This is a genomic window from Natronorubrum sediminis (genome assembly GCF_900108095.1).
GTDB classification, from domain to species: domain Archaea; phylum Halobacteriota; class Halobacteria; order Halobacteriales; family Natrialbaceae; genus Natronorubrum; species Natronorubrum sediminis.
Window position 1 is genome coordinate 1,334,353 of the sequence record NZ_FNWL01000001.1, and the last position, 20,256, is coordinate 1,354,608.

Genomic DNA, 20,256 nt, shown 5'->3' on the forward strand with positions numbered 1-20,256 from the left:
GTCGGAAATCTCGAGGGCGGGTTCGGGGTCGGTTTCGGTGTAGCCCCAGCGGTCGGTTTCGAACTCGTCCTCGTTTTCGGGTTTGTACCGGGCTGTGAGATGAATCTCGAGGGACGTGGGTGACTCGCGTTCGATTTCGACGGTGCCGACGCGGAGGTTCTCGCGGTCCTCGGCGGTGTCGGTGAGGATGGAGTCAGCGGCTCCTTCTGGTGGTTAGTTAAGTCCCATATCTGACAAACTCATGCCATCATTATATGAACCAAAATGATCTCGTATGTCAAGATTTAACGACTTGTGTTTCTGATTTGCGTTCAATATCTTCCTGGCAGATTTGGAGAGTAGTTCATTTGCTGATGTCTTCTTGTCAATATCCGAACTTAAGCTCATATCAAGTTGCATCTTAATATCTCGAGCTATTTCCTCTTCAGACGGTATTCCAAATGGATAGAGGTAGTCTCGCTTAAATGTAAAGTATCCTCCCCGGAGTGCATACCCTGTTCGTGAAATGAAGAACCAAAGTAAATTGCTATTCAATATGGCTAATAATGCTTCTAGCCTGATATTCGAATTCTCTCTTAGGAGAATTCCGTAAACCTTAGTTTTATGATAGTTTTCATCTTCATCTATAGTGAAACTACCGCCATAACCTATTTCCGGGGTTAATATCTTGTCCTGTTCAAACTTTACTAAATTTTTTGGATAAACATAGTCGTACCACCGTTTATTGTCCATTTTCCCTCCTTCTCTCCCCCGTAATGAATCTTCATGCTTCTTCAAATATTGATATGCATTAGGGTACCTATTGCTTAGAGTGTTTTCAGGTATGAAATCTGCGTCTTTCTCGTTGTCTTCTCCTGCAGTTAGCTCATATGGGAAAATAACTCTGCGATCAGTGTCAATAGGATCATACCGTCCAACATCTTCACCCTTTAGGAACGGTTCTAAGATTTCCGACTCTAATTTGTGAACTTCACCATCTTCTTGACTTTTTACAAGCTCATGTTTCCCTTCTGACCCTATATGTTCCATAAGGTAGATACTATCAGCACTGGTCTGAAGGCCCACATATACCTCTGAAATGTCTTTGAGGGATCGTTCTTGAGAATCAATCTGTTCAAGAACTTGTGTGACGTCAATGGAGTTGAATATCCACTGAGATTCATCATAGTCAGATATTTTCCTAAAGTCAAGATCAGTAATAGAGGCCAATTCGCTTGGCGAAAAGCGAGCATAGGAGAAGTCATCAGACCTCTTACCAGAAAGGATTAGAATGCAAGTATAAACAGAAGCTCCTTCAAATACCTGCTCATGGCCAAATGAAATTATTTCATGTAACGCACTCTTATCTGATATGAACTTTCTTAGTCCTTTTCCAGAACGGTTCCTAAAGAATTTATGTGGCTCAATAAACCCGACCAATCCGTCTTTATTTATTAGTTCATATGACTTTTCGCTAAAGGACATATAGAGGTCAAAGTTTCCAGTGGACGAGTCGTACTTTTCAGACAGGTAAGCGGCCTGTTTTGGTGTATTGGATTTTAGCGACTGTATCCGGACATATGGCGGATTCCCAATAACCGCATCAAACCCAGCATCCTCACGTTTCTCCCCATCCTGATCGAAGAACACCTCGGGATACTCGAGTTCCCAGTGGAAAAACGCCTCCTCGGTACACATCGCCTGTGCGCTCTGGAACCAGCCCTTTTCGCGCACCTCGAGCCACTCGTCTTCGTCGTCGATCGCTCGAGCCATGCGTTCGTAGGCCCCTTCGGGCACGTCCAGATCGAACCGTTCGGCCGTGTGCACGTTGGTCAACTCGAACAGGCGCTGATAGAACGGATCAGCCCGCACCTCGTCGTACAACTCCTCCATCGACTTGATGTCCTCGAGCGTCTCGTTGTCGATCTCGAGTAACTCCTGCATCCGCTCCATGACGTGCTCTAAGGTATCCTGTCGGACTCGAGCCAACGCCTGCTGGAGGGTCAACTGTCCGTCGTTGGTTTCGGTGTCACTCGAGAGCACGTCCGTCACGTCCGAGCCGACCAACGAGTTGCCCGCCTTGAGGTGGTGATCCAGAAACGCCAGTGGCTGATCCGCCGCGAGCGTCTCGAGCCACATCGACAGCTTCGCGAGTTCGACGGCCATCCCGTTCAGGTCGACGCCGTAGATACACTCCTTCGCGACGTCCCGACGAACCCGCTGCTCGTCGAACGCCGTCGCCTCCTCGATCTCGCGCACCTCGCTCATCAACTGCTCTGCGAGGTACTCCGTCGCCCGCGTCAGGAAGTGCCCACTCCCCATCGCCGGATCGAGAATCTTCAGATCGGTCACCCGCCGATAGAACGCCCCCAGATACTCGTGGGTACCGGGCTCGAAGCCTTGCTCGGTGAGATCCGCTTTGATTTCCTCGACCAGCGGCCCCACCGTCTCCTCGACGATGTAGGTCACCACGTAGTCCGGCGTGTAGTACGCCCCCGTCGCCTTTCGCTCACCTTCGTCGTTGACCACGTAGAGCCCACCCTCGGAAACGGTTTCGACCGCATCCGCCACCGACACCTCCGTGGCCGGTTTCCAAACCTCGCCGCCGTCGTCCGTCACCGCGGCGTACTCCGCCGGCGCGATCCGAAACTGGTGCTCGAGCAACCCCTCGTAGACGCTCCCGAGGTGTCGCGTATCGAGATCCGCGTAGTCGGCCAACACGTACCGACCCTCGTCGTTCTCGGTCGTCGAAATTCGATAGATGACCTCCGCGAGGTGCCGGTTGCTCACCTCGTGGTCCGTCAGAAACCCGTGTTTCTCGGTGTTGAATAGCCCGCCGTTGTACGGCGGAATGCCGAGTGACTCCTCGCCCTCGTCGACCAACCGAAACAGGTCCTCGAGACGACTCCACATCGTCGTGGAGTGCTCGCTATAGGTGTCGAACCCGTCGTCGACCTCGCCGATCTCCTCGTGAATCTCGAGACGCAGTTCGTCCAGACTGAAGTTCTCCTCGTACTCCTCGACTGCGTCTGCCCCTTCGGGATGGATCAGGCCCCGTGATTCTGCATAGAGGACGAACATCAACCGGTAGAGCAACACGAGCGACTGCTCTTTGAGTTCCCCCAACCCGTCCTCGTCGTCGGGGTCGATGTCGAGGTCGTTCGTCTCGACGAACCCGCGTCCGAGCACTCGCACCGCGGTGAAGACGTTGTCCTGTAGATCCTCACCTAGCTCCTGGGCGACCGTCTCGCTCTCCGACCAGACCGAATCGAGGAACGTCGTCCCGCCACTCGCCTGAAACGCCGCCGGCCGGAAAAACAGATAGAAGTATTTGAACGCCTCGAGATCACCACGTTCGAGCAGTTCCGGCAAGTCGATCTCGTAGTACGTCTGCGTCTCGTAATCCTTGGTCCCGTAGAGTCGCCACTTCCGACCGTTCGTCAAGACACCCCACTGGATCGACTCGGGCGTCCGCTCGAGGTAGTGTTTGACCTGATGGGAGGCGTTTCGATACGGCCGTTGTTCACTGAAACGAGTCGAGAAGTCGGCGTCCCACTGTTTAGCTTCGACGAGACCGATCCCGCGATCGAACAGATCCGACGATTCTTCGGTTCGCAGATAGACCTCTGCGGCATCGCGTCGGGCCTCCGGATCGTCGAACAGCAGTACGTCGACGTAGCCCCCACCGTCGGGTAGCGTCGTCTCCACGTTCGTCCCGAAACCGAGCACGTCGAGTACCTCGTCGATCCAGTTGTCGATCAGCGGATCTTCCTTGTACCCCTCGACTAACCCCGACTCGAGGTCGTACAGTGATTGAAGCGCAGCCATCGCCTCCCCCGCAGCCTCATCACAGTCCCACTCCTCGCGATCCTGAATCCGCTCGTCGAGATAGTGCCCGGAGAAGAGATTCGAGTTCGCATACGGACGATCTGACAGCGTCGCCTGACTCATCTTGTCCCCTACCTCGAATTGTCACGACAAGAATCCACTGGTAGGGACGGTTCGAATTACCTACCGACGAATCCACTCGAGCGGGCGCAACACGGCCAGCCGATAGTCCTCGTGGGGGTCGTACGTCGCAAACGAGAGGCTGTTGGCCATCACGCTGACGCTCGAGGCGGCCATCGCCAGTCCGGCGAGCGCGGGGTTCAGGAGGCCGAGCGACGCGATGGGGATGAGCGTCGCGTTGTAGATGAAGGCCCAGAAGAGGTTCTGACGCACCTTCGAGATCGTTGCCTCCGAAATGCGGACGGCTTTCAACACGTCCGCGGGATCGTCCCGCATCAGCGTCACGTCCGCGGACTCGATGGCGACGTCGGTCCCCGACCCGATCGCGACGCCGACCTGTGCAGTCGTGAGCGCGGGCGCGTCGTTGACGCCGTCGCCGACCATCATGACGCTCGAGCCCTCGCCGCCCGCCTGCAAGTCGTCGACGTGGTCGGCTTTGTCCTCCGGGAGCACCTCCGCACGAACGTTCTCGGGATCGATGCCGACCGCCTGGGCCACCGCTCGAGCGGTCAACTCGTTGTCGCCGGTGAGCATCACGACCTCGGTGCCACGCTGTCTGAGCGCGCTGACGGTCTGGGTCGCACTCTCGCGAACCTCGTCGGCCACCGCGAGCACGCCCAACAACCGACCGTCGATTGCGACCGGCATCGCCGTCTTTCCTTCGCGCTCGAGTCGCGTCAGCGTCTCCTCGGCGGGTTCGGCGTCGATGCCCGCGTCCTCGAGCAGTTTGCGCCGTCCGACCAACACGCTGCCGCGGTCGGTCTCGGCGCGAATGCCGTGGCCCGGCACGTTCTCGAACTCGCTGACCTCGCCGACGGCGACGCCGCGTTCGTCGGCCGCATCGACGATCGCTCTCGCGATCGGGTGTTCGGAGCCGGATTCGGCCGTCGCGGCTGCGCCTAAGACGTACGACTCGAGGTCCCCATCGCGTTCGTCCGGCGCGGCAAGCGCGCCACCGTCGGCCGCAGTATCGTCGTCAGCCGCCGTCCCGCCATCTGGGGCCGCCCGCTCACCAACGAGTTCGACGTCAGTCAGGACCATCTCGCCGTGAGTTAGCGTCCCCGTCTTGTCGAAGACGACGGTGTCGATGCCCCGAACCTGCTCGAGGACGTCGCCACCCTTGAACAGGACGCCGTTGGTCGCCGAGAGCGTCGAGCCGACCATCGTCGCGGCGGGCGTCGCCAGCCCCAGCGCGCAGGGACAGGCGATCAACAACGCCGAGGCCAGCACGACCACGGAGAACTCGAGCACCGGCACGCCGACCCCAGCGCCGGGAACGGCGACTTCGGGGCCGCCACCGACCGGCTCGAGTACCGGAATCCACGAGCCAAGCGCCGACGACGCGCTGTAGAGCGTTTCGGGGAAGGCGAACCAGAGCAGCGCCCAGAAGACGGCGTTGACGATCACCGCTGGGACGAAGTACGCGCTAACCTGATCGACCAGCCGCTGGATTTCGGGCTGGCGCGACTGGGCTTCTTTCACCCGGTCGACGATCTGCTGGATCGCCGTCTCGGAGCCCACTTTCGTCGCTTCCACGAGGAGCACGCCGTTCTCGTTGATCGTCGAGCCGACAACCTCGTCGCCCTCGCCCTTCTCGACCGGCACGGATTCGCCGGTCAGCATGGACTCGTCGACCGCACTCTGGCCGTCGACGACCACGCCGTCGGTCGGGATTCGCTCGCCCGGGCGGACCTTCATCACGTCGCCGGGGTTCACGTCCTCGAGTGGCACCTGTCGCTCTTCTCCCTCCTCCACGACGGTCGCCTCGTCGGCTTCCATCTGCAGCAGTTCTCGCAGGGCGTTTCCGGCCCGTGCCTTCGAGCGCACCTCGAGCCAGTTGCCGAGCGTGATGAACCAGAGGATGAACGCGACGGCCTCGAAGTAGAGCCCGCCGGTGATCGCCCCCGCGAGGACCGCCGTACTGTAGACGTAGCCCGCCGAGGTGCCAACGGCCACGAGCGTGTCCATGTTCGCCCGTCGGTTATTGGAGAACGCACGCCACGCGCCGACGATAAACTCTCGGCCGAGCGTGGCCATCAACACCGTCGCGAGGACGAACTCGAGCCAGCCCGGCGGATGGGCGAGCGCCATCGGAATCGGTGAGGCGAGGCCCGCGAGATCGAAGAGCATCTCGACCATCATTGGGACGAACGCCAGCGTGAGGAGGCCGCCGCCGACGACGAGTTTGCGCTGGCGACGGAGTTCCTTCTCGACGGCGCGTTCGCGCTGACTCGAGCCCTGCGTCTCGTCGTCGGCGTCTCGCTCCTCGCGGACGGGGTCGTAGCCGGAGTCCTCGATCGCCGCGTGAATCTCGCCCAGCGAGACATCGTTCGGATTGTACGTGACGCGGGCTTCGTCCGATGCGAAGTTCACGTCGGCCCGAATCACGCCTGGGAGGTCGGTAACTGCGTCCGCGACGGTTCCCGAGCACGTCGAACACGACATGCCCATCACCGTAATCGACTCGGAGACCGATGCAGCCTCGTAGCCGGCGTCCTCGATAGCGTCGTAAATTTCGGCCAGCGAGACCGCGTCGGGATCGTACGCGACCGTCCCCTCGTCGGTCGCGTAGTTCGCACTCGCCGACTCCACACCCTCGAGATCGCTAACTGCGTCCTCGACGCTCCCCGAACACGTCGAACACGACATGCCGGTGATCTCGAGGTGCGCTCGTCTCGTACTCATTAGAGATAGATACGTGGTGCACGTTCAAGCGAATTGTGACTCAGAAACCATGAATTACTCTCTAGTCGACTTTCGAAAGTAAAGTGCGAAGCTGCCGATCCGGTAGTTGCCAAACTTATCGGACGAGAGTCGGGCGCGATCCTGTGAACGCACGTCCCGCCATCCTACCGACCACCGTCGTGATGTGCGGGCTGAGAGGTACGTTGTCTGACAACGTCGACGCCGAGGGCGACGATTGCCTTGCGGTCACGGCGACGACGGCATCGAGTGGCGTTCGGATCACAGCTCTCGAGTCGACCATCGTTCGGTACTTTCCTCGGTCCGTCGGTTCTTCCAGTGTGACGGGAAGTGTGGCTAACCACTAAGCATGATGGTCAATAACTAGCATGTATGTCGGCCGACGATTCCCTCGCACGAACGCTCCTGTTCGTAATCGTGGCAGTCGTTCTCGTCACGATACTCCTTCCACTGGTCGTGATGATCTTCCTGATGCCACTGACTGGCTTCGGGCACATGGGAACCTGGAACGGAACGACTGGAACGGGCTGGTCGTGGCTCCTCCCGTGGGTCGTGCTCATCGGGCTCGTCCTCGGAATCGGCTACGTCCTGTCCCGAACACTCCGCGCCTCGAGCGCAAACCGACCCGATCCTGCGCTCGAAGAACTCCGTCGCGCCTATGCCCGCGGCGACCTTTCGACCGAAGAGTTCGACGAACGCCGCGAGCGACTCGAGCAAAGCCGTGATCGGCGATGAGCGAATCAGGCACCGACCGCGATCAGGAAAACGGTTCGACTCGCTCGAGTGTCGACGAGACGCACCAAAAAAAGCCGACGGACCGCTACTGCTCGTGTTGTCGAGTCTGTGAGTGCTACCGGGATCTTCCGGAGGCTGGTGAGAAGCCAACCGAACGTCGCGCTGACGACGGGCGGGAAGCAGACGATGACGTGGCCGACGAAAGCAGTACAGACGACCACAGCGGCCCCGATCACGACCACGCAGACAATCGAGCAGACGATCACGACCACGAGAACCATCGGGCGGACGATCACGACCACGGTGAGCACGTCGACCACTCGGATCACGAGGACATGTTCCGAACGCGGTTTTTCGTCTGTCTCGTGCTCTCGATTCCGGTGTTGTACTTCAGCCCGATGCTCCAGGAGTGGTTCGGGTACGCCGCAGTGACGTTCCCCGGCAGCGAGTTCGTCGGCCCCGTCCTCGGCGTCGCCGTTTTCGCCTACGGCGGGATTCCGTTCCTCCGGATGGGCGCCGTCGAAGCCCGTAACCGTGAGCCCGGGATGATGCTCCTGATCTCGCTCGCGATCACCGTCGCGTTCGGCTACAGCCTCGCAGCAGTCGCGTTCGACATCGGCGAACCGTTCTTTTGGGAACTCGTGACGCTGATCGTCATCTTTCTGCTGGGCCACTGGATCGAGATGCGAAGCGTCAGGCGCGCGTCGGGTGCACTCGACGAACTCGCCGAGTTACTCCCTGACACCGCCGAACGGATCGACGAGGACGGCGAGACGACGGAGGTGTCGACTGACGACCTCGAGGAAGACGACCTCGTGCTCGTCCGACCCGGAGCGAACGTCCCCGCCGACGGCGTCGTCGAGGATGGCGAGTCGAACGTCGCCGAGGCGATGATCACCGGCGAGTCGAAGCCGGTGAAGAAGGAACCGGGAGACGAGGTCATCGGAGGGACGACCAACCACGACGGCAGCCTCCGCGTTCGAATCGCTGCGACCGGCGAGGAGACGACGCTCTCGGGCATCATGCGACTGGTCGAAGAAGCCCAGGAGAGTCGCTCGAGGACGCAGGTGCTTGCCGACCGGGCTGCGGGTTGGCTCTTCTACGCAGCACTCGGCGTCGCGGCTGTCACCGCGGTCGGCTGGACCACGGCCGTCGGCTTCGGGCTGCCAGTCGTCGAACGCGTCGTCACCGTGCTCGTGATCGCCTGCCCGCACGCGCTCGGGCTGGCCGTCCCGCTCGTCGTCGCGATCAATACCTCGATGGCCGCCCGGAGCGGGATGCTCGTCCGCGACCGCATCGCCATGGAGCAAGCGCGGAACCTCGATACGGTCGTCTTCGATAAAACCGGGACGCTGACGGCGGGAGAACAGGGAATCGTCGACGTGACGACCGTCGATGACTGGGACGAAGACGACGTGCTGGCGCTCGCGGCCGCCGCCGAGGGCGACTCCGAGCACATGATCGCACAGGCCATCCGCGAGGAAGCCGACGTGCGCGGTCTCTCGGTTCCCGACGTCAGTCGCTTCGAAGCACTCGAGGGCCGCGGCGTTCGCGCGACGGTCGAATCCGACGTCGTTCCAGCCGTCGCACCCGGCGGGTCAGGTGACGAGAGCGCCACAGCGACCTCGAGCGCTCGCGACGGCTACACTGTCTCTGTGGGCGGGCCGAACCTCCTTCGCCACCTCGAGATCGACCCGTCCCCCGACCTCGAGCGCTTCGCCGACGAGGCCGGCGCTCGAGGCGAGGGCGTCGTCTACGTCCTCGCGGCGGAGCACGCGGTGGGTGCAATCGCACTGGCGGACGTGATCCGCGAGGAGAGTTTCGCAGCGATCGACGCCCTCCACGAGATGGGCGTCTCGGTGGCCATGCTGACCGGCGACGACGAGGACGTCGCCCACAGCGTCGCCGACGAACTCGGCATTGACACCGTCTTCGCGGAGGTGTTGCCCGAAGATAAAGACGAGAAAATACTCGAGTTACAGGACGAGGGCCACCTCGTGGCGATGGTCGGCGACGGCGTCAACGACGCCCCCGCGCTCACTCGCTCGGACGTCGGCATCGCCATCGGCTCGGGCACCGACGTCGCCGTCGAGTCCGCCGACGTGGTGCTCGTGGAGAACGATCCTCGAGACGTCGCCAGTCTCGTCAGATTGAGCGCGAAGAGCTATCGAAAGATGCAAGAGAACATCGCCTGGGCCGCGGGCTACAACGTGTTCGCACTCCCGCTCGCCGCGGGAATCCTCGCGCCGGTCGGAATCCTGCTCTCACCCGCCGTCGGCGCGGTGCTCATGTCCGCGAGTACGGTGATCGTGGCGATCAACGCGCAGTTGCTCCGGCGGGCGGATCTATCCGTTTGAGTCGATATCCGTCTCCGATACGCCATGTCCGATGCTCCGTCTCCGATACGCCGTTTCTTTTCGTTCTGCGCGGGCCGAGGGGCCCGTCGTCTCGGTGGCGCACGCTGGCGAGCGCCTGAGCGAGTGCGAAGGCGCTCGTCGATAGCGTGCGAGGGATGAGTGAGTGAGCGCAGCGAGCGAACGAATCGGGTGGGGAGGACGTGGAAATCACCGTTGCCAGTGCGAGCGGTTCGCTCCTCGTCCGGCCAGTTCGCCCTCATCCGACCAGTTCGCCCTCGTCTAACCAGTTCGCTCATCGTTTGGGTTCTCGAGTCAGCGACCACGACCGTACCCGGATGAAAAGACAATTGCCAGACGGCCACTAATACGGACCAAATGCGAATCGCCGTTCCCAACAAGGGCCGCCTGCACGAGCCGACGATCGACCTCTTAGAGCGGGCCGGCCTCCATCTCGAGAACGGTGCCGACCGGAAGCTCTACGCCGATACCGTCGATCCGGACGTCTCCGTGCTCTTCGCCCGCGCGGCGGACATTCCGGAGTACGTCGCCGACGGGGCGGCGGACCTCGGAATCACGGGTTACGATCAGGTTCAGGAAGCGCGCGTCGAGACTGTCTCCGAACTGTTGGACCTCGAGTTCGGTCGCTGTCGACTCGTCCTCGCGGCACCCGAAGACGGCGACATCGAACGAATCGACCAACTGGCCGGCAAGACCGTCGCCACGGAGTTCCCGAACATCACCGAGGATTTCTTCGCGGACACGGGCGTCGACCCCGCAATCGTCGAAGTCACGGGAGCGACGGAGCTGACGCCCCACGTCGAGATGGCCGACGCCATCGTCGACATCACGAGCACGGGAACCACGCTCAAGATGAACCGCCTCGCCGTCGTCGAGGAGGTACTCTCGAGTTCGGTTCGGCTCTTCGGGCGCGAGGACGTCGTTTCGAACCCGAAAGTCGACGAAGTGCGGACCGCACTCGCCTCGGTCAAACAGGCCGAAGGGAAGCGGTACCTGATGATGAACGTTCCTCGTACGGAACTCGAGGCCGTGCGGGACGTGATCCCCGGCCTCGGCGGCCCGACGGTGATGGATATCGCTGGCGAGGACGGAGAGAACGGATCGGAAGACGGTGACGACAAGGTCGCCGTTCACGCCGTCGTCGACGAGCAGGACGTGTTCGAGACGATTACGGACGTGAAAAACGCGGGCGCGAGCGACATTCTGGTCACCGAAATCGAGCGACTGGTCGAGTAACGTCGAGTAAGCAACAGAGCGAGCGCGAGTCGACTGCCCGCGAGGGCGACCGTCACCGGATGTTACCCGGATTCGGACGCCGCCGAGTCGTCGACTCAGACGGTCTGCTGTGCCAATCTACGGCACAAGCGCAAAACGATTCGCGGTTGCGCCGGGAAACGGATAGCAGACCGTCTCACTGCGGGTCACGACTGGAGGTCTAACCGAGTCGTGATCGGTCGCTCGAGGTCACACTCGAGTGTGGATTCGAACGCCGAGAGCGAGACGTCCGGCGCGACGAGTCCACACGCCCGGTCGTACGAGAGGAGTTCGTGTCGCTCGAGTAGCGGAAGGTGGGTTCGACACAGCGAGACGTGGACGCGTTGGCGAACGTCCAGTAGCGACGTGATAGCCGTCGCGTCGTGTTCTGCGTCCGCGACTCGCGCGACGAGGGTGCGCACCTGTAGTGGCCCCTCCTCGGCGAGCAGACAGCGCAGTACCTCGCGTCGACGGTCGCTGTCGAGGACGCGACGGACGGCCTCACGCGGAAGCGCGTGCTCGAGGTGGTCGCGAGTGCCGGGTGCGTGTCGGTCCAGCACGGTCGCCAGTCTGTCTGTGTGAATGGGCATCGATAACTGACACTCAGCGAGGACCCAATAAACGGGGTCGGTCGTTCTGTTCGCTACCCGTCGATTCACCCCACTATGGATCGTTCAATCGTTCATCACGACGGTGAAACCGCGATTACTGAACCGTTTCACCGAATTCCATGGATGGATTTGATCCGCTCCGAGCAACCGACGCTAAACGATCGCTAATTCGAGCGAAGTAAACGAGACAGATAGCCGAACAGGACTACCATCGAGTATTAACTGACAGGAAGGGCTGAACGTACCGTTTTGGTGAACGTATATCGAGTATCTGATACCGTCGGCCGGGCGAGGAGACGACACCGACTCGAGACGAGAGAATTCGGTGAACGAGATGAGAGAATTCGGTGAACGAGATGAGAGAATTCGGTGAACGAGACCACACGATTCGGCAAACGAGACGAAAAATCCGGTGTTCGAACGGGAGTCGACGAAAACGAACCGAGTTGTTACTCGAGTAAGCCGAGATCCTCGAGTCGGGAGACGATCTTGTCGACGGCGTGTTCGGCGTCTTCTGGCTTCTTCCCGCCGGTGATGACGAGTTTCCCGGAACCGAAGAGCAGGGCGACGACTTCGGGGTCGTCGAGACGGTAGACGAGGCCGGGGAACTGCTCGGGTTCGTACTCGATGTTCTCGAGGCCCAGACCGATCGCGATCGCGTTCAGGTTGAGGTTGCGACCGAGGTCGGCGGAGGTAACAATATTCTGGACGACGATTTCTGGGTCCTCGTTGACCTGAATCTGGAGTTCACGGAGTTTGTCGAAGACGATACGGAGGCTCTCGTGAACGTCGTCGGTCGATTTTGCGCCGGTGCAGACGATCTTCCCCGAGCGGAAGATCAGTGCAGCGGACTTGGGATTTTGTGTTCGGTAGACGAGACCGGGGAACTGCTCTGGGTCGTAGTCAGCACCCTCCAGATCCATCGCAACGCTCTGAAGGTCGAGTTCCTGTCCAATGCCGGTCGACGCCACCACGTTTTCGATGTTGATGGTGTCCTTGGGATCCGTCATAAGTCGCTTAAAAAGACGTATTTAAGGTTTATAAAGGTTGGTACCGGCACCTGATATATCCGGTATATATGCCGGATTCCGCGAGCGCCCACCCTTCGGTTTCGAGATGGAGCGTAGTCGACACCGACACTCACGACTCGAGGAAGACAGTCCGAGAGTCACCGAAAGCGGTAGGCTCATTGTATCCCCACGGTGAGACAAAGGCGTGTATCTCCTCGAGCTCGGCGGCGAAGACGACGCGTTCGCAGCGCGCGAAGCCGCCAGCGCGGCGAGTGGCATTCGTCGTCTCGCCCCCGGACTCGCCCTCGCGAACGCAATCGCACCCGACCGGATTCGCGGGCTCGCGTACACCCACCGGGCGAGCGACCTGCTCGGGCGCACGGACGCCAGCCTCGACAGCGCCCGCAGACTCCTCGAGGCGGCCTCGCTCGATCGCGAGGGAACGGTCGCCGTTCGTGCAACCGACGTCCACGGCTCGAGCGGCGTCGACACCGCGCAGGCAGAACGCGACCTCGGCGGAATTCTCGTCGAGCGCGGGTTCGACGTCGACCTCGACGACCCCGATCACGTCCTCCGGGCCGCGTTTTCGATCGGCAGACTCGAGGACGACGCGAGTGAGGACGGGACGGACGAAGAGGATGTCTGTGCGCTGGGCTGGCTCGCAGCCCAGAGCGTCCGGGATTTCGGCTCGCGCGCCCCCACCGATAAACCCTTCTTCCAGCCGGGGAGCATGGACCCGCTGCTCGCCCGGGCCGTCGCGAACCTCGCCGGTGCGCGCCCCGGCGCGACGATTCTGGACCCGATGTGTGGGACCGGCGGCGGCCTCGTCGAAGCCGGACTCGTCGGCGCGGACGTGATCGGCACGGACGCGCAGGCGAAGATGGTCCAGGGCGCACGAGAGAATCTAGCCCACTTCCTCGAGCCCGACGAACCGTCCCCGACTGGCGTCTCGCGAGGGAGTTGGCACGTCGCTCGCGGCGATGGGACGCGACTGGCGCTCGCGGACGACGCCGTCGACGGCGTGGTCTTCGACGCCCCCTACGGGCGACAGTCCAAGATCGAGACCCACCGACTCGATGATCTCGTCTCTGGTGCCCTCGCCGAAGCGCGACGAGTTGCCCCGAGAGCCGTGATGGTCGCCGACCGACCGTGGGTGACCGAGGCGCGTGCGGCGGGGTGGGAGATCGACGCCTCGTTCGAGCGGCGAGTGCATCGCTCGCTGACGCGGTACGTACTGGTTCTCGAGCGCTGACGCGTTAGACGAGTGTAAAGTGAAAACGCGAGTTTCCGAGGAGTCTCTCCCCACAGCGACGGCTCACCGAAGTGCGGACGGAATCGAATCGGTCGGCAGCGGGACGCTCTCGAGGAACTCGCGAACTTCGTCGATATCGACCGCGCCGAAGGCGATCGAGAGCGCGAAGAAGATCACCGCACCGGCGGGTGGCACAACGATCAGCGAGAGGAACGAGTCGCCGAAGAACTGTGCGAGCAGGAAGATCGGAACGGCGGCGAACGACCCCACGAGAATGGCCCGCAGAACACGCGCGTCGGCGACCGGATAGAATCCAATCTCCCTCGCGCTCCAGATGTGAAACACGAACATGAGCCCGTAGCTGATACTGGTCGCGACTGCCGCGCCGTGCATGCCATAGCGGGGAATCAACGCCGCGTTGAGGACGACGTTGGCGAGCGCCGCTGCACCGGTCGAGACGATCAGAACGCGAAGGTCCCCTTTCCCCTGCCCGATCGCGAGAATCGGCCGTGCCAGCGCGAACCCGACACAGCCCGGGAGCAACAGGAGAATCGGCACGTAGCTCGCGATATAGTCGTCGGGATAGATAATCGGTAACGCAACCGGCGCGAGCGCAGCGAGCCCGATTCCGAGCAACAGCGTGAACAACAGCGTATACCGAGTCACGCGGGCCGCGATCGTGTTGATCCGCTCGCGATCGTGGTTCGACCAGATGTTCGAGGTTGAGTGCAAAAGCACGTTCTGGAGCGCCAGCGGAACGATCCAGAGGAACTCCGCGATCGTGAGCGCGATGCGGTAGTACGCGGTTTCCTGGGTCGTTCCGAGGAGACCGAGCATCATGACGTCGAGTTCGTAGAGGGACGTCAAACAGAGAATCAACACGATGCTGAGCGCGTTGAACGCGAAGAGATCCCGCCGAGGAAACTCTCTCGAGGGGATGTGAGTGAACGCACGGAACAGCGACACCTCGCGGTTGACCAGCGCGAGGCCGATGACCGTCGTCGTGACCGCGCCGGCCATGTGCCCGATCAGGACGCCGGGAATGCCGTAACCGAGATAGGCGAGGCCGACGCCGACGGTGATGAACAGGACCTTATCGAGAAAGAGCAGCGGCTCGGAGTATCGCTCGAGGCCGAATCCCATGAGCGTCCGTCGGGTGTATTCGCGAAACTGCGACGTGAAGACGACCAGCGAGAGGAGGTAGAAGTACGTCTGATAGGACGCGCCCAACTGAGAGGTGACGATCCCCGCTCGAGCGGCGAGCGCGAGGAAGAAACACCCGATCGCGGCGAGCAACAGCGCCAGACGGAGGTAGAAGCCGACGACGTCTCTATCCCAGTTATCGCGCTCGCGATCTTCCGCGACGTACTTTCGCACGCCGTCGCCGACCCCCGTGCTGACGAAGATCATGTAGATGGCGAAGACCGACATCAAAAACGCGTAGTCACCGTACCCTTCGCCCAGGAATCGGGTGAGCAGTGGCGATGAGAGGAAGTCGAGGCTAATGAGGAGAAACTTGATGCTGACGATCGAGAGAAAACCGCTCGTGATGCTCCGTTTCATGGCTGAGTAGTGTCCTCGGCCGGCACTCGAGCGAGTCGTGTCTCGAGCGTTCCGAGAACGTTCGGACCCAATTTACCCGAGCCGTCAGCGATGGACCCCCCGCCGGTTACGATGGCGTAATCGACGGTTCGGGGTCGTCCCTCGGTCCCGTCGGCTCGGACAGAGACGCACGCACAGCGTCGATCGAGTGGCCCGTGCACGCTCTGTACACGATGGTCTCGAGCACACGTGTTCACAACTCAGGGATATCGAAAATGTGCATATATGACTTGCGATCGGCTATATTTATCAACCATCGGACAACGTGATAAATACATTCATAAGGACGGGTTCGATGGGCGCGAGTCGCCACAACACAGGTCGTACGCGGCGCTTGGGCGGAGAGTGGTCGATTGCGAGTCTTCTCGAACGCGAAAATGCTTGCATCCGGGATTTAATAGACGGATAAGGCCTCGAGCGGCCCACAACGAGGGTCGAAGAAGAACCGAAAAGCCGGCACGCGGAGAAACGAGCGAAAACGGTTACGCCCGGCGGCCGTCGACGAGTCCCTCGAGTTCTCGAGCGACTGTCGGCGGAACGGCGATCCGTCGCGGACCCGCGACGTACTGGCCGTCGGGTTGGGCATACGCGAGTTTCAGAATCGTCACGTCGCCGATTTCGCGAGCAGAGGTTGCCTCGATGTGTTCGAGGTCGACGCGCTGGTCCGGGTCGTGGAGGTAAACAACGCGTTCCTCGCGATCCAGCGTGCCGACGGAGCGCAAGAACGACGCGAGCGCGAGCGCGACGAGCGCGAGTGGCAACAACAGGGCCGCCATGCCGGTGAAGGGGCCGGCCCCAACTGCGAGCAGTTCGCGCTGGGACACGTACCGGCCGATTCCCATGAGGGTCCCGATGATGGCCATCATCACGATCGTGCCGACGGCGGCGTCGACCGCCCTCGAGAGGGTCGCCTCGGACGGTTGATCCATCGGGAGCCGACGGGCGATCACCTGAAGTCGGGCTTCGGTGTTCGGTGCGAGTGCCAGCGCGAGAACCGTCGCAACGAGTGCCAAGAACACCGCGACGACGACCATCCCGGCACCGCCCTGTGCGGCGAAATCGTAGAATCGCCACGTGAGAACGATCATCGCCATCGCGAAGAACGTGCCGACGCCGAGTGACCACAGGAGACGAACGGTTCGAGACGTCGAGGCGTCGCGTCGCCACTGAATCGTCTCGGAACCGACTGCATCCGCGGGCGCATCCTCGTCCATACCTACACTCCTCACCCGTCCCTCAAAGACCGTTCGATCCTCGAGAATCCGGACCTCGCGGTGACTGTGGTTCGCTCGAGCGTCTAGAGCAGACGCTCACGGGATCCGGTGTTGGTTCGTGACCGAACTGACGGATGTCTCACTCCAGAAAGGGGTCGAAAAAACCGCAGAGAGAGATGCTCGGTAGGGCTGACCGACCTTCGCGGTCGGATCACAGGGCATGATGGTTGGTTGGTGTGCCGTGCGCTACTGTCGCGTGGTGGGACGCGACGTGTAGTACATTCGATTCGGGAAGAATCAACCCCCTCACGATTCCCAACGCGTTGGAATCTGATATGGGAAATCAGTGACAGTACACGGGCGGTGTCAAAAGCGGATCAGGTCGATGAGGACGTAGCCGCCGTAGGCGATGATGATCGAACCGACCAGCGAGAGGACCCACGCGAGAACGGTGAGTCCCATCTTCCGAGCGCTCACCCCACCACCGCCGGCACCGGCCGCCGCGTAGCCACTTCCGATGATCGAACTGACGACGATTTCGTTGAACGAGACGGGGATGCCAAAGAGCACCGCGGCCTGTGCGATAGCGAAGGACGGAATCAACGCGGCGATCGATCGCCGCGGCCCGAGCGAAGAGTAATCCTGCGAGATCGCTTTGATCATCCGCGGAGCGCCGGTCCACGAGCCGATCAACAGCCCGACGCCGCCACCGACCAGCAAGGCGGTGATCGGAAGCCCGACGTCACCCGACATCGGAATCAACGGTCCGATCGCGAGACCGACCTGACTCCCGCCGGCCGAGAAGGCGACGAGGCCGCCCATCACGAGGAGAAACCGTCGTTGGGCGCGCGCCGGATCGTTTCGAACGGCGAGTGCGGTCGGAACCATCCAGAGGATGACCATCGCGAGAGAGCCCGCGACGACCCCCGCAAGCACCGATCCGGGGAGCAGAGCGCTTGCAGTTTCGGCGAGCGACGCACCGCCGTCCGGCGGGCCGAGGATGGCGAACTCGATATTCGCGATCAACAGCCCGACGACGCCCGCGAGACCGATAATTACGTACCGTTCGGGAATCGGCTCCTCGCGCAGCGCTCGAGCGATCACGTACGCGAAGAAGCTGCCGACGAACGGCGTCAAGATCCACATCGCGGCGATTTCGGTGTACGTCCCCCACGCCGGCGTCCCGCCCATCGCGAGTCCGGCACCGATGACGGCACCGGTCGACGTGAACGCCGTCGCGATGGGATAGCCAAGGAAGACGCCGGTTGCGACCAGCGTCGCCGCGATGATGAGCGCAATCGTCGCCGCCATCGGCGACAGCGTCACGCCGCCGATCAAGTCCCCGCCCATCGTCTCGGAGACGTTCGCACCCTGTAACACCGCACCGGCAAAACCCAGAATACCGACGAGAAATCCGGCTCGCATCACCGAAATCGCGTTCGCCCCGACCGCCGGAGCGAACGGCGTCGATCCGCTCGAGCCCGCACCGATCGACCAGGCCATAAAGAGGCTAGCGAGTGCGGCCACCAGAAACGTCGCGACCGTCACGAACTCGACCATCTATGGCGACCTTCCAGCTAGCCCTACAAGTGTGTGCCGACCTGTATCGAATCGGAGACTGTGCCGTTCAGTGGGTGCGTCTGTCATCGACACGCTCGCGTCGTCGTCACCGTTCGTGAACATCAATTTCGGTCGTGAGTGTCGGTCTCGGTTGTGTGCGCTGGCCTCGGTCGTGAGCGTCGGTCTCGGTTGTGTGCGCTGGCCTCGGTCGTGAGCGCTGGTCTCGTGGAAATCGGAGTGCTCGAGTTACCATCGGTTGCGATCCCTGTCAGTGAGTGAGCCGACGATCGTCAGTTCGTCGTCGACTTCGAGTTGTCTTCGGGATCGGGCGGTGTTTCAGCGCCTTCGATCGCTTCGGCGGCGCCTGTGTCTTTCTCGACTTCGACGTGCCAGCGGTCGACCTCGTCCTCGTACTCGGCGAGTCGCTCGGAGACGTCGTCTTTGAGCACGTCGTCGTTGACGTTGACCTCGAAGACGAACTGCTCGCCGTTGTCGACGCCTCTGGCCGACTGCTGGATGTTCGCGCTGACGAGTTCGTTGTCGAAGTAATACGGTGCGAGTTGCGTCATCACGTTCTGGTACACCGTATCCTCGACGCGACGAAACGCCTTCCGCCCGGCGGAGTCGGCCGCTCGAGCGACGTAATCGATCGATTCGCGCCAGTTTCCCATCGCCGCCTCCGCGTCGTCGTGCTCGAGTCGTTCGTAGGATTCGGAGAGTTTCTCACCGGCCGTTTTGATGTCCTCGTCGGGCTCCTTGCCCGCTCTTTCGCCCTTTCCCTCCTCGATGCTCGCTTGCTCTGAGGTCTTCTCGCTGACGTCCGCCTCGAGGGTTTCGTGGGCTTTCGGACGCCACTCGTCCCACTCTTCGAACGCGCGAGTGAATCGTGCGTGGGAGTCGGTTTTCGGGTCGTGGACACCGGAATCGCGAAGCGCGCGCGTGATGCGTTCGCCGTGCTCGACGACGTCGCCCCAATCACCGCGGACTTTGAATCCCGAGATGCTCTCTTCCATCGGCTGGCGAGGGCTAAGCGATGGACGGCTATAAACTTCCGTGCTGCGACCCCCGGTACTCGCGGCGACGACACCGAGTAGGGTCAATACCGGAGGCGGTACCAGGGACGATAGAGGTCGAAATCGGTTTCGAGACGGTCCGAAACGGTGGACGCGTCGATCACATTGCGTTCGCGGGTGATCGATACTGTGAACTATCCGGCGACAGGCTGTAGAGATATGCCCATCGAAGACCGGGACAACGCGTATCTCGTTACCCACGCACTGGCGAAAGACACGCTCTCGCGGCTTCGCGACGTCGAAACCGAGCAGGTAAGCTTCCGGAAAGGACTCGTCAAACTCGGCCGCATCTGTGGCTACGAGATCATCGACGGTCGCATGGAAACCGAGTACGTCGAGATCGAGACGCCCCTCGAGCCCACGATGGGCGAGCGCGTCCGCGGGCTCGACGACGTCGTCATCATCAACGTGCTCCGCGCGGCGACGCCGTTCGTCGAGGGGCTGTTGAAGGCGTTCCCCCGCGCACGACAGGGCGTCATCAGCGCCAGTCGCGACGAAGAGGCTGGACGCGACGAAGACGGTTCGTTTCCGATTACGGTCGACTACGTCAAGCTCCCAGAAATTCACGAGGAAGACACCGTGATCGTCGCAGACCCGATGCTCGCGACGGGTAGTACGATGTGTACCGTCCTCGAGCACGTCATCGAGAACTCGCCCGATCCGGAGAACCTGATCGTCCTCTCGGCGGTCTCGGCTCCCGAGGGGCTGCTCCGCGTCGACGAGGAGTGCCCCGAAGCCGACTTGCTGACGGTCTCGATCGACGACTACCTCGACGACGACGGCTTCATCGTCCCCGGACTGGGCGACGCTGGCGACCGAGCCTTCCGGACGACCTGAGGTTCCGACGAATCGACATCGTTGACCCTCGCCGCCGGATTTT

14 protein-coding genes are annotated in these 20,256 nt (G+C 61.5%); 5 read left to right on the forward strand and 9 right to left on the reverse strand.

What is annotated here, in order from left to right:
- Positions 1 to 213 precede the first annotated feature (213 nt).
- On the reverse strand, positions 214 to 3,930 hold the full coding sequence (locus tag BLW62_RS06580) for an Eco57I restriction-modification methylase domain-containing protein (RefSeq protein ID WP_449289553.1): 3,717 nt from the start codon (positions 3,928 to 3,930) through the stop codon (positions 214 to 216).
- Between the two features lie 60 nt (positions 3,931 to 3,990).
- Positions 3,991 to 6,672: a heavy metal translocating P-type ATPase gene (locus BLW62_RS06585; RefSeq protein ID WP_090506235.1), complete on the reverse strand. Its 2,682-nt coding sequence runs from the start codon at positions 6,670 to 6,672 to the stop codon at positions 3,991 to 3,993.
- A gap of 390 nt (positions 6,673 to 7,062) precedes the next feature.
- On the opposite strand from BLW62_RS06585, the gene BLW62_RS06590 reads away from it, so the two are divergent.
- The 3 genes from BLW62_RS06590 to hisG all read left to right on the forward strand — a co-directional run bounded on the left by BLW62_RS06590 (position 7,063) and on the right by hisG (position 11,036).
- On the forward strand, positions 7,063 to 7,425 hold the full coding sequence (locus tag BLW62_RS06590; protein WP_090506236.1) for an SHOCT domain-containing protein: 363 nt from the start codon (positions 7,063 to 7,065) through the stop codon (positions 7,423 to 7,425).
- A complete protein-coding gene (locus BLW62_RS06595) occupies positions 7,422 to 9,782 on the forward strand; it encodes a heavy metal translocating P-type ATPase (RefSeq protein WP_090506237.1) in 2,361 nt (786 codons plus the stop codon). The genes BLW62_RS06590 and BLW62_RS06595 overlap by 4 nt, the downstream gene beginning before the upstream one ends.
- 375 nt (positions 9,783 to 10,157) lie before the next feature.
- A complete protein-coding gene (gene hisG, locus BLW62_RS06600; protein WP_090506238.1) occupies positions 10,158 to 11,036 on the forward strand; it encodes an ATP phosphoribosyltransferase in 879 nt (292 codons plus the stop codon).
- A gap of 185 nt (positions 11,037 to 11,221) precedes the next feature.
- On the opposite strand, the gene BLW62_RS06605 is transcribed toward hisG, so the two are convergent.
- Together BLW62_RS06605 and BLW62_RS06610 are read right to left on the reverse strand one after the other, a co-directional pair.
- Complete coding sequence (locus tag BLW62_RS06605) at positions 11,222 to 11,644, reverse strand: DUF7344 domain-containing protein (RefSeq protein ID WP_090506456.1); 423 nt, start codon at positions 11,642 to 11,644, stop codon at positions 11,222 to 11,224.
- A 470-nt stretch (positions 11,645 to 12,114) separates the two neighbouring features.
- Positions 12,115 to 12,675 carry a TATA-box-binding protein gene (locus BLW62_RS06610; protein WP_004267580.1) on the reverse strand — a complete coding sequence of 187 codons (561 nt, stop codon included), beginning with the start codon at positions 12,673 to 12,675 and terminating at the stop codon, positions 12,115 to 12,117.
- 205 nt (positions 12,676 to 12,880) lie between these two features.
- On the opposite strand from BLW62_RS06610, the gene BLW62_RS06615 reads away from it, so the two are divergent.
- Positions 12,881 to 13,927, forward strand: coding sequence for a TIGR01177 family methyltransferase (locus BLW62_RS06615; RefSeq protein WP_090506239.1), 1,047 nt, complete (start codon positions 12,881 to 12,883; stop codon positions 13,925 to 13,927).
- Between the two features lie 63 nt (positions 13,928 to 13,990).
- On the opposite strand, the gene BLW62_RS06620 is transcribed toward BLW62_RS06615, so the two are convergent.
- The 5 genes from BLW62_RS06620 to BLW62_RS06640 form a co-directional block, all read right to left on the reverse strand.
- The gene (locus tag BLW62_RS06620) at positions 13,991 to 15,490 is read right to left on the reverse strand and encodes a lipopolysaccharide biosynthesis protein (RefSeq protein ID WP_090506240.1); all 1,500 of its coding nucleotides are present in this window, start codon (positions 15,488 to 15,490) and stop codon (positions 13,991 to 13,993) included.
- Positions 15,487 to 15,690, reverse strand: a complete 204-nt coding sequence (locus BLW62_RS18585) for a hypothetical protein (RefSeq protein WP_090506241.1) — start codon at positions 15,688 to 15,690, stop codon at positions 15,487 to 15,489. Before BLW62_RS18585 ends, BLW62_RS06620 begins: the two co-directional genes overlap by 4 nt.
- A gap of 321 nt (positions 15,691 to 16,011) precedes the next feature.
- Positions 16,012 to 16,743: a hypothetical protein gene (locus BLW62_RS06630; protein WP_090506242.1), complete on the reverse strand. Its 732-nt coding sequence runs from the start codon at positions 16,741 to 16,743 to the stop codon at positions 16,012 to 16,014.
- Positions 16,744 to 17,109: 366 nt separating this feature from the next.
- Positions 17,110 to 18,303, reverse strand: coding sequence for an inorganic phosphate transporter (locus BLW62_RS06635; protein WP_090506243.1), 1,194 nt, complete (start codon positions 18,301 to 18,303; stop codon positions 17,110 to 17,112).
- 290 nt (positions 18,304 to 18,593) lie between these two features.
- A complete protein-coding gene (locus BLW62_RS06640) occupies positions 18,594 to 19,316 on the reverse strand; it encodes a DUF5828 family protein (protein ID WP_090506244.1) in 723 nt (240 codons plus the stop codon).
- A gap of 219 nt (positions 19,317 to 19,535) precedes the next feature.
- On the opposite strand from BLW62_RS06640, the gene upp reads away from it, so the two are divergent.
- Positions 19,536 to 20,213 (forward strand): uracil phosphoribosyltransferase, encoded by a 678-nt coding sequence (upp, locus tag BLW62_RS06645; protein WP_090506245.1) that lies wholly within the window; start codon positions 19,536 to 19,538, stop codon positions 20,211 to 20,213.
- Positions 20,214 to 20,256 lie beyond the last annotated feature (43 nt).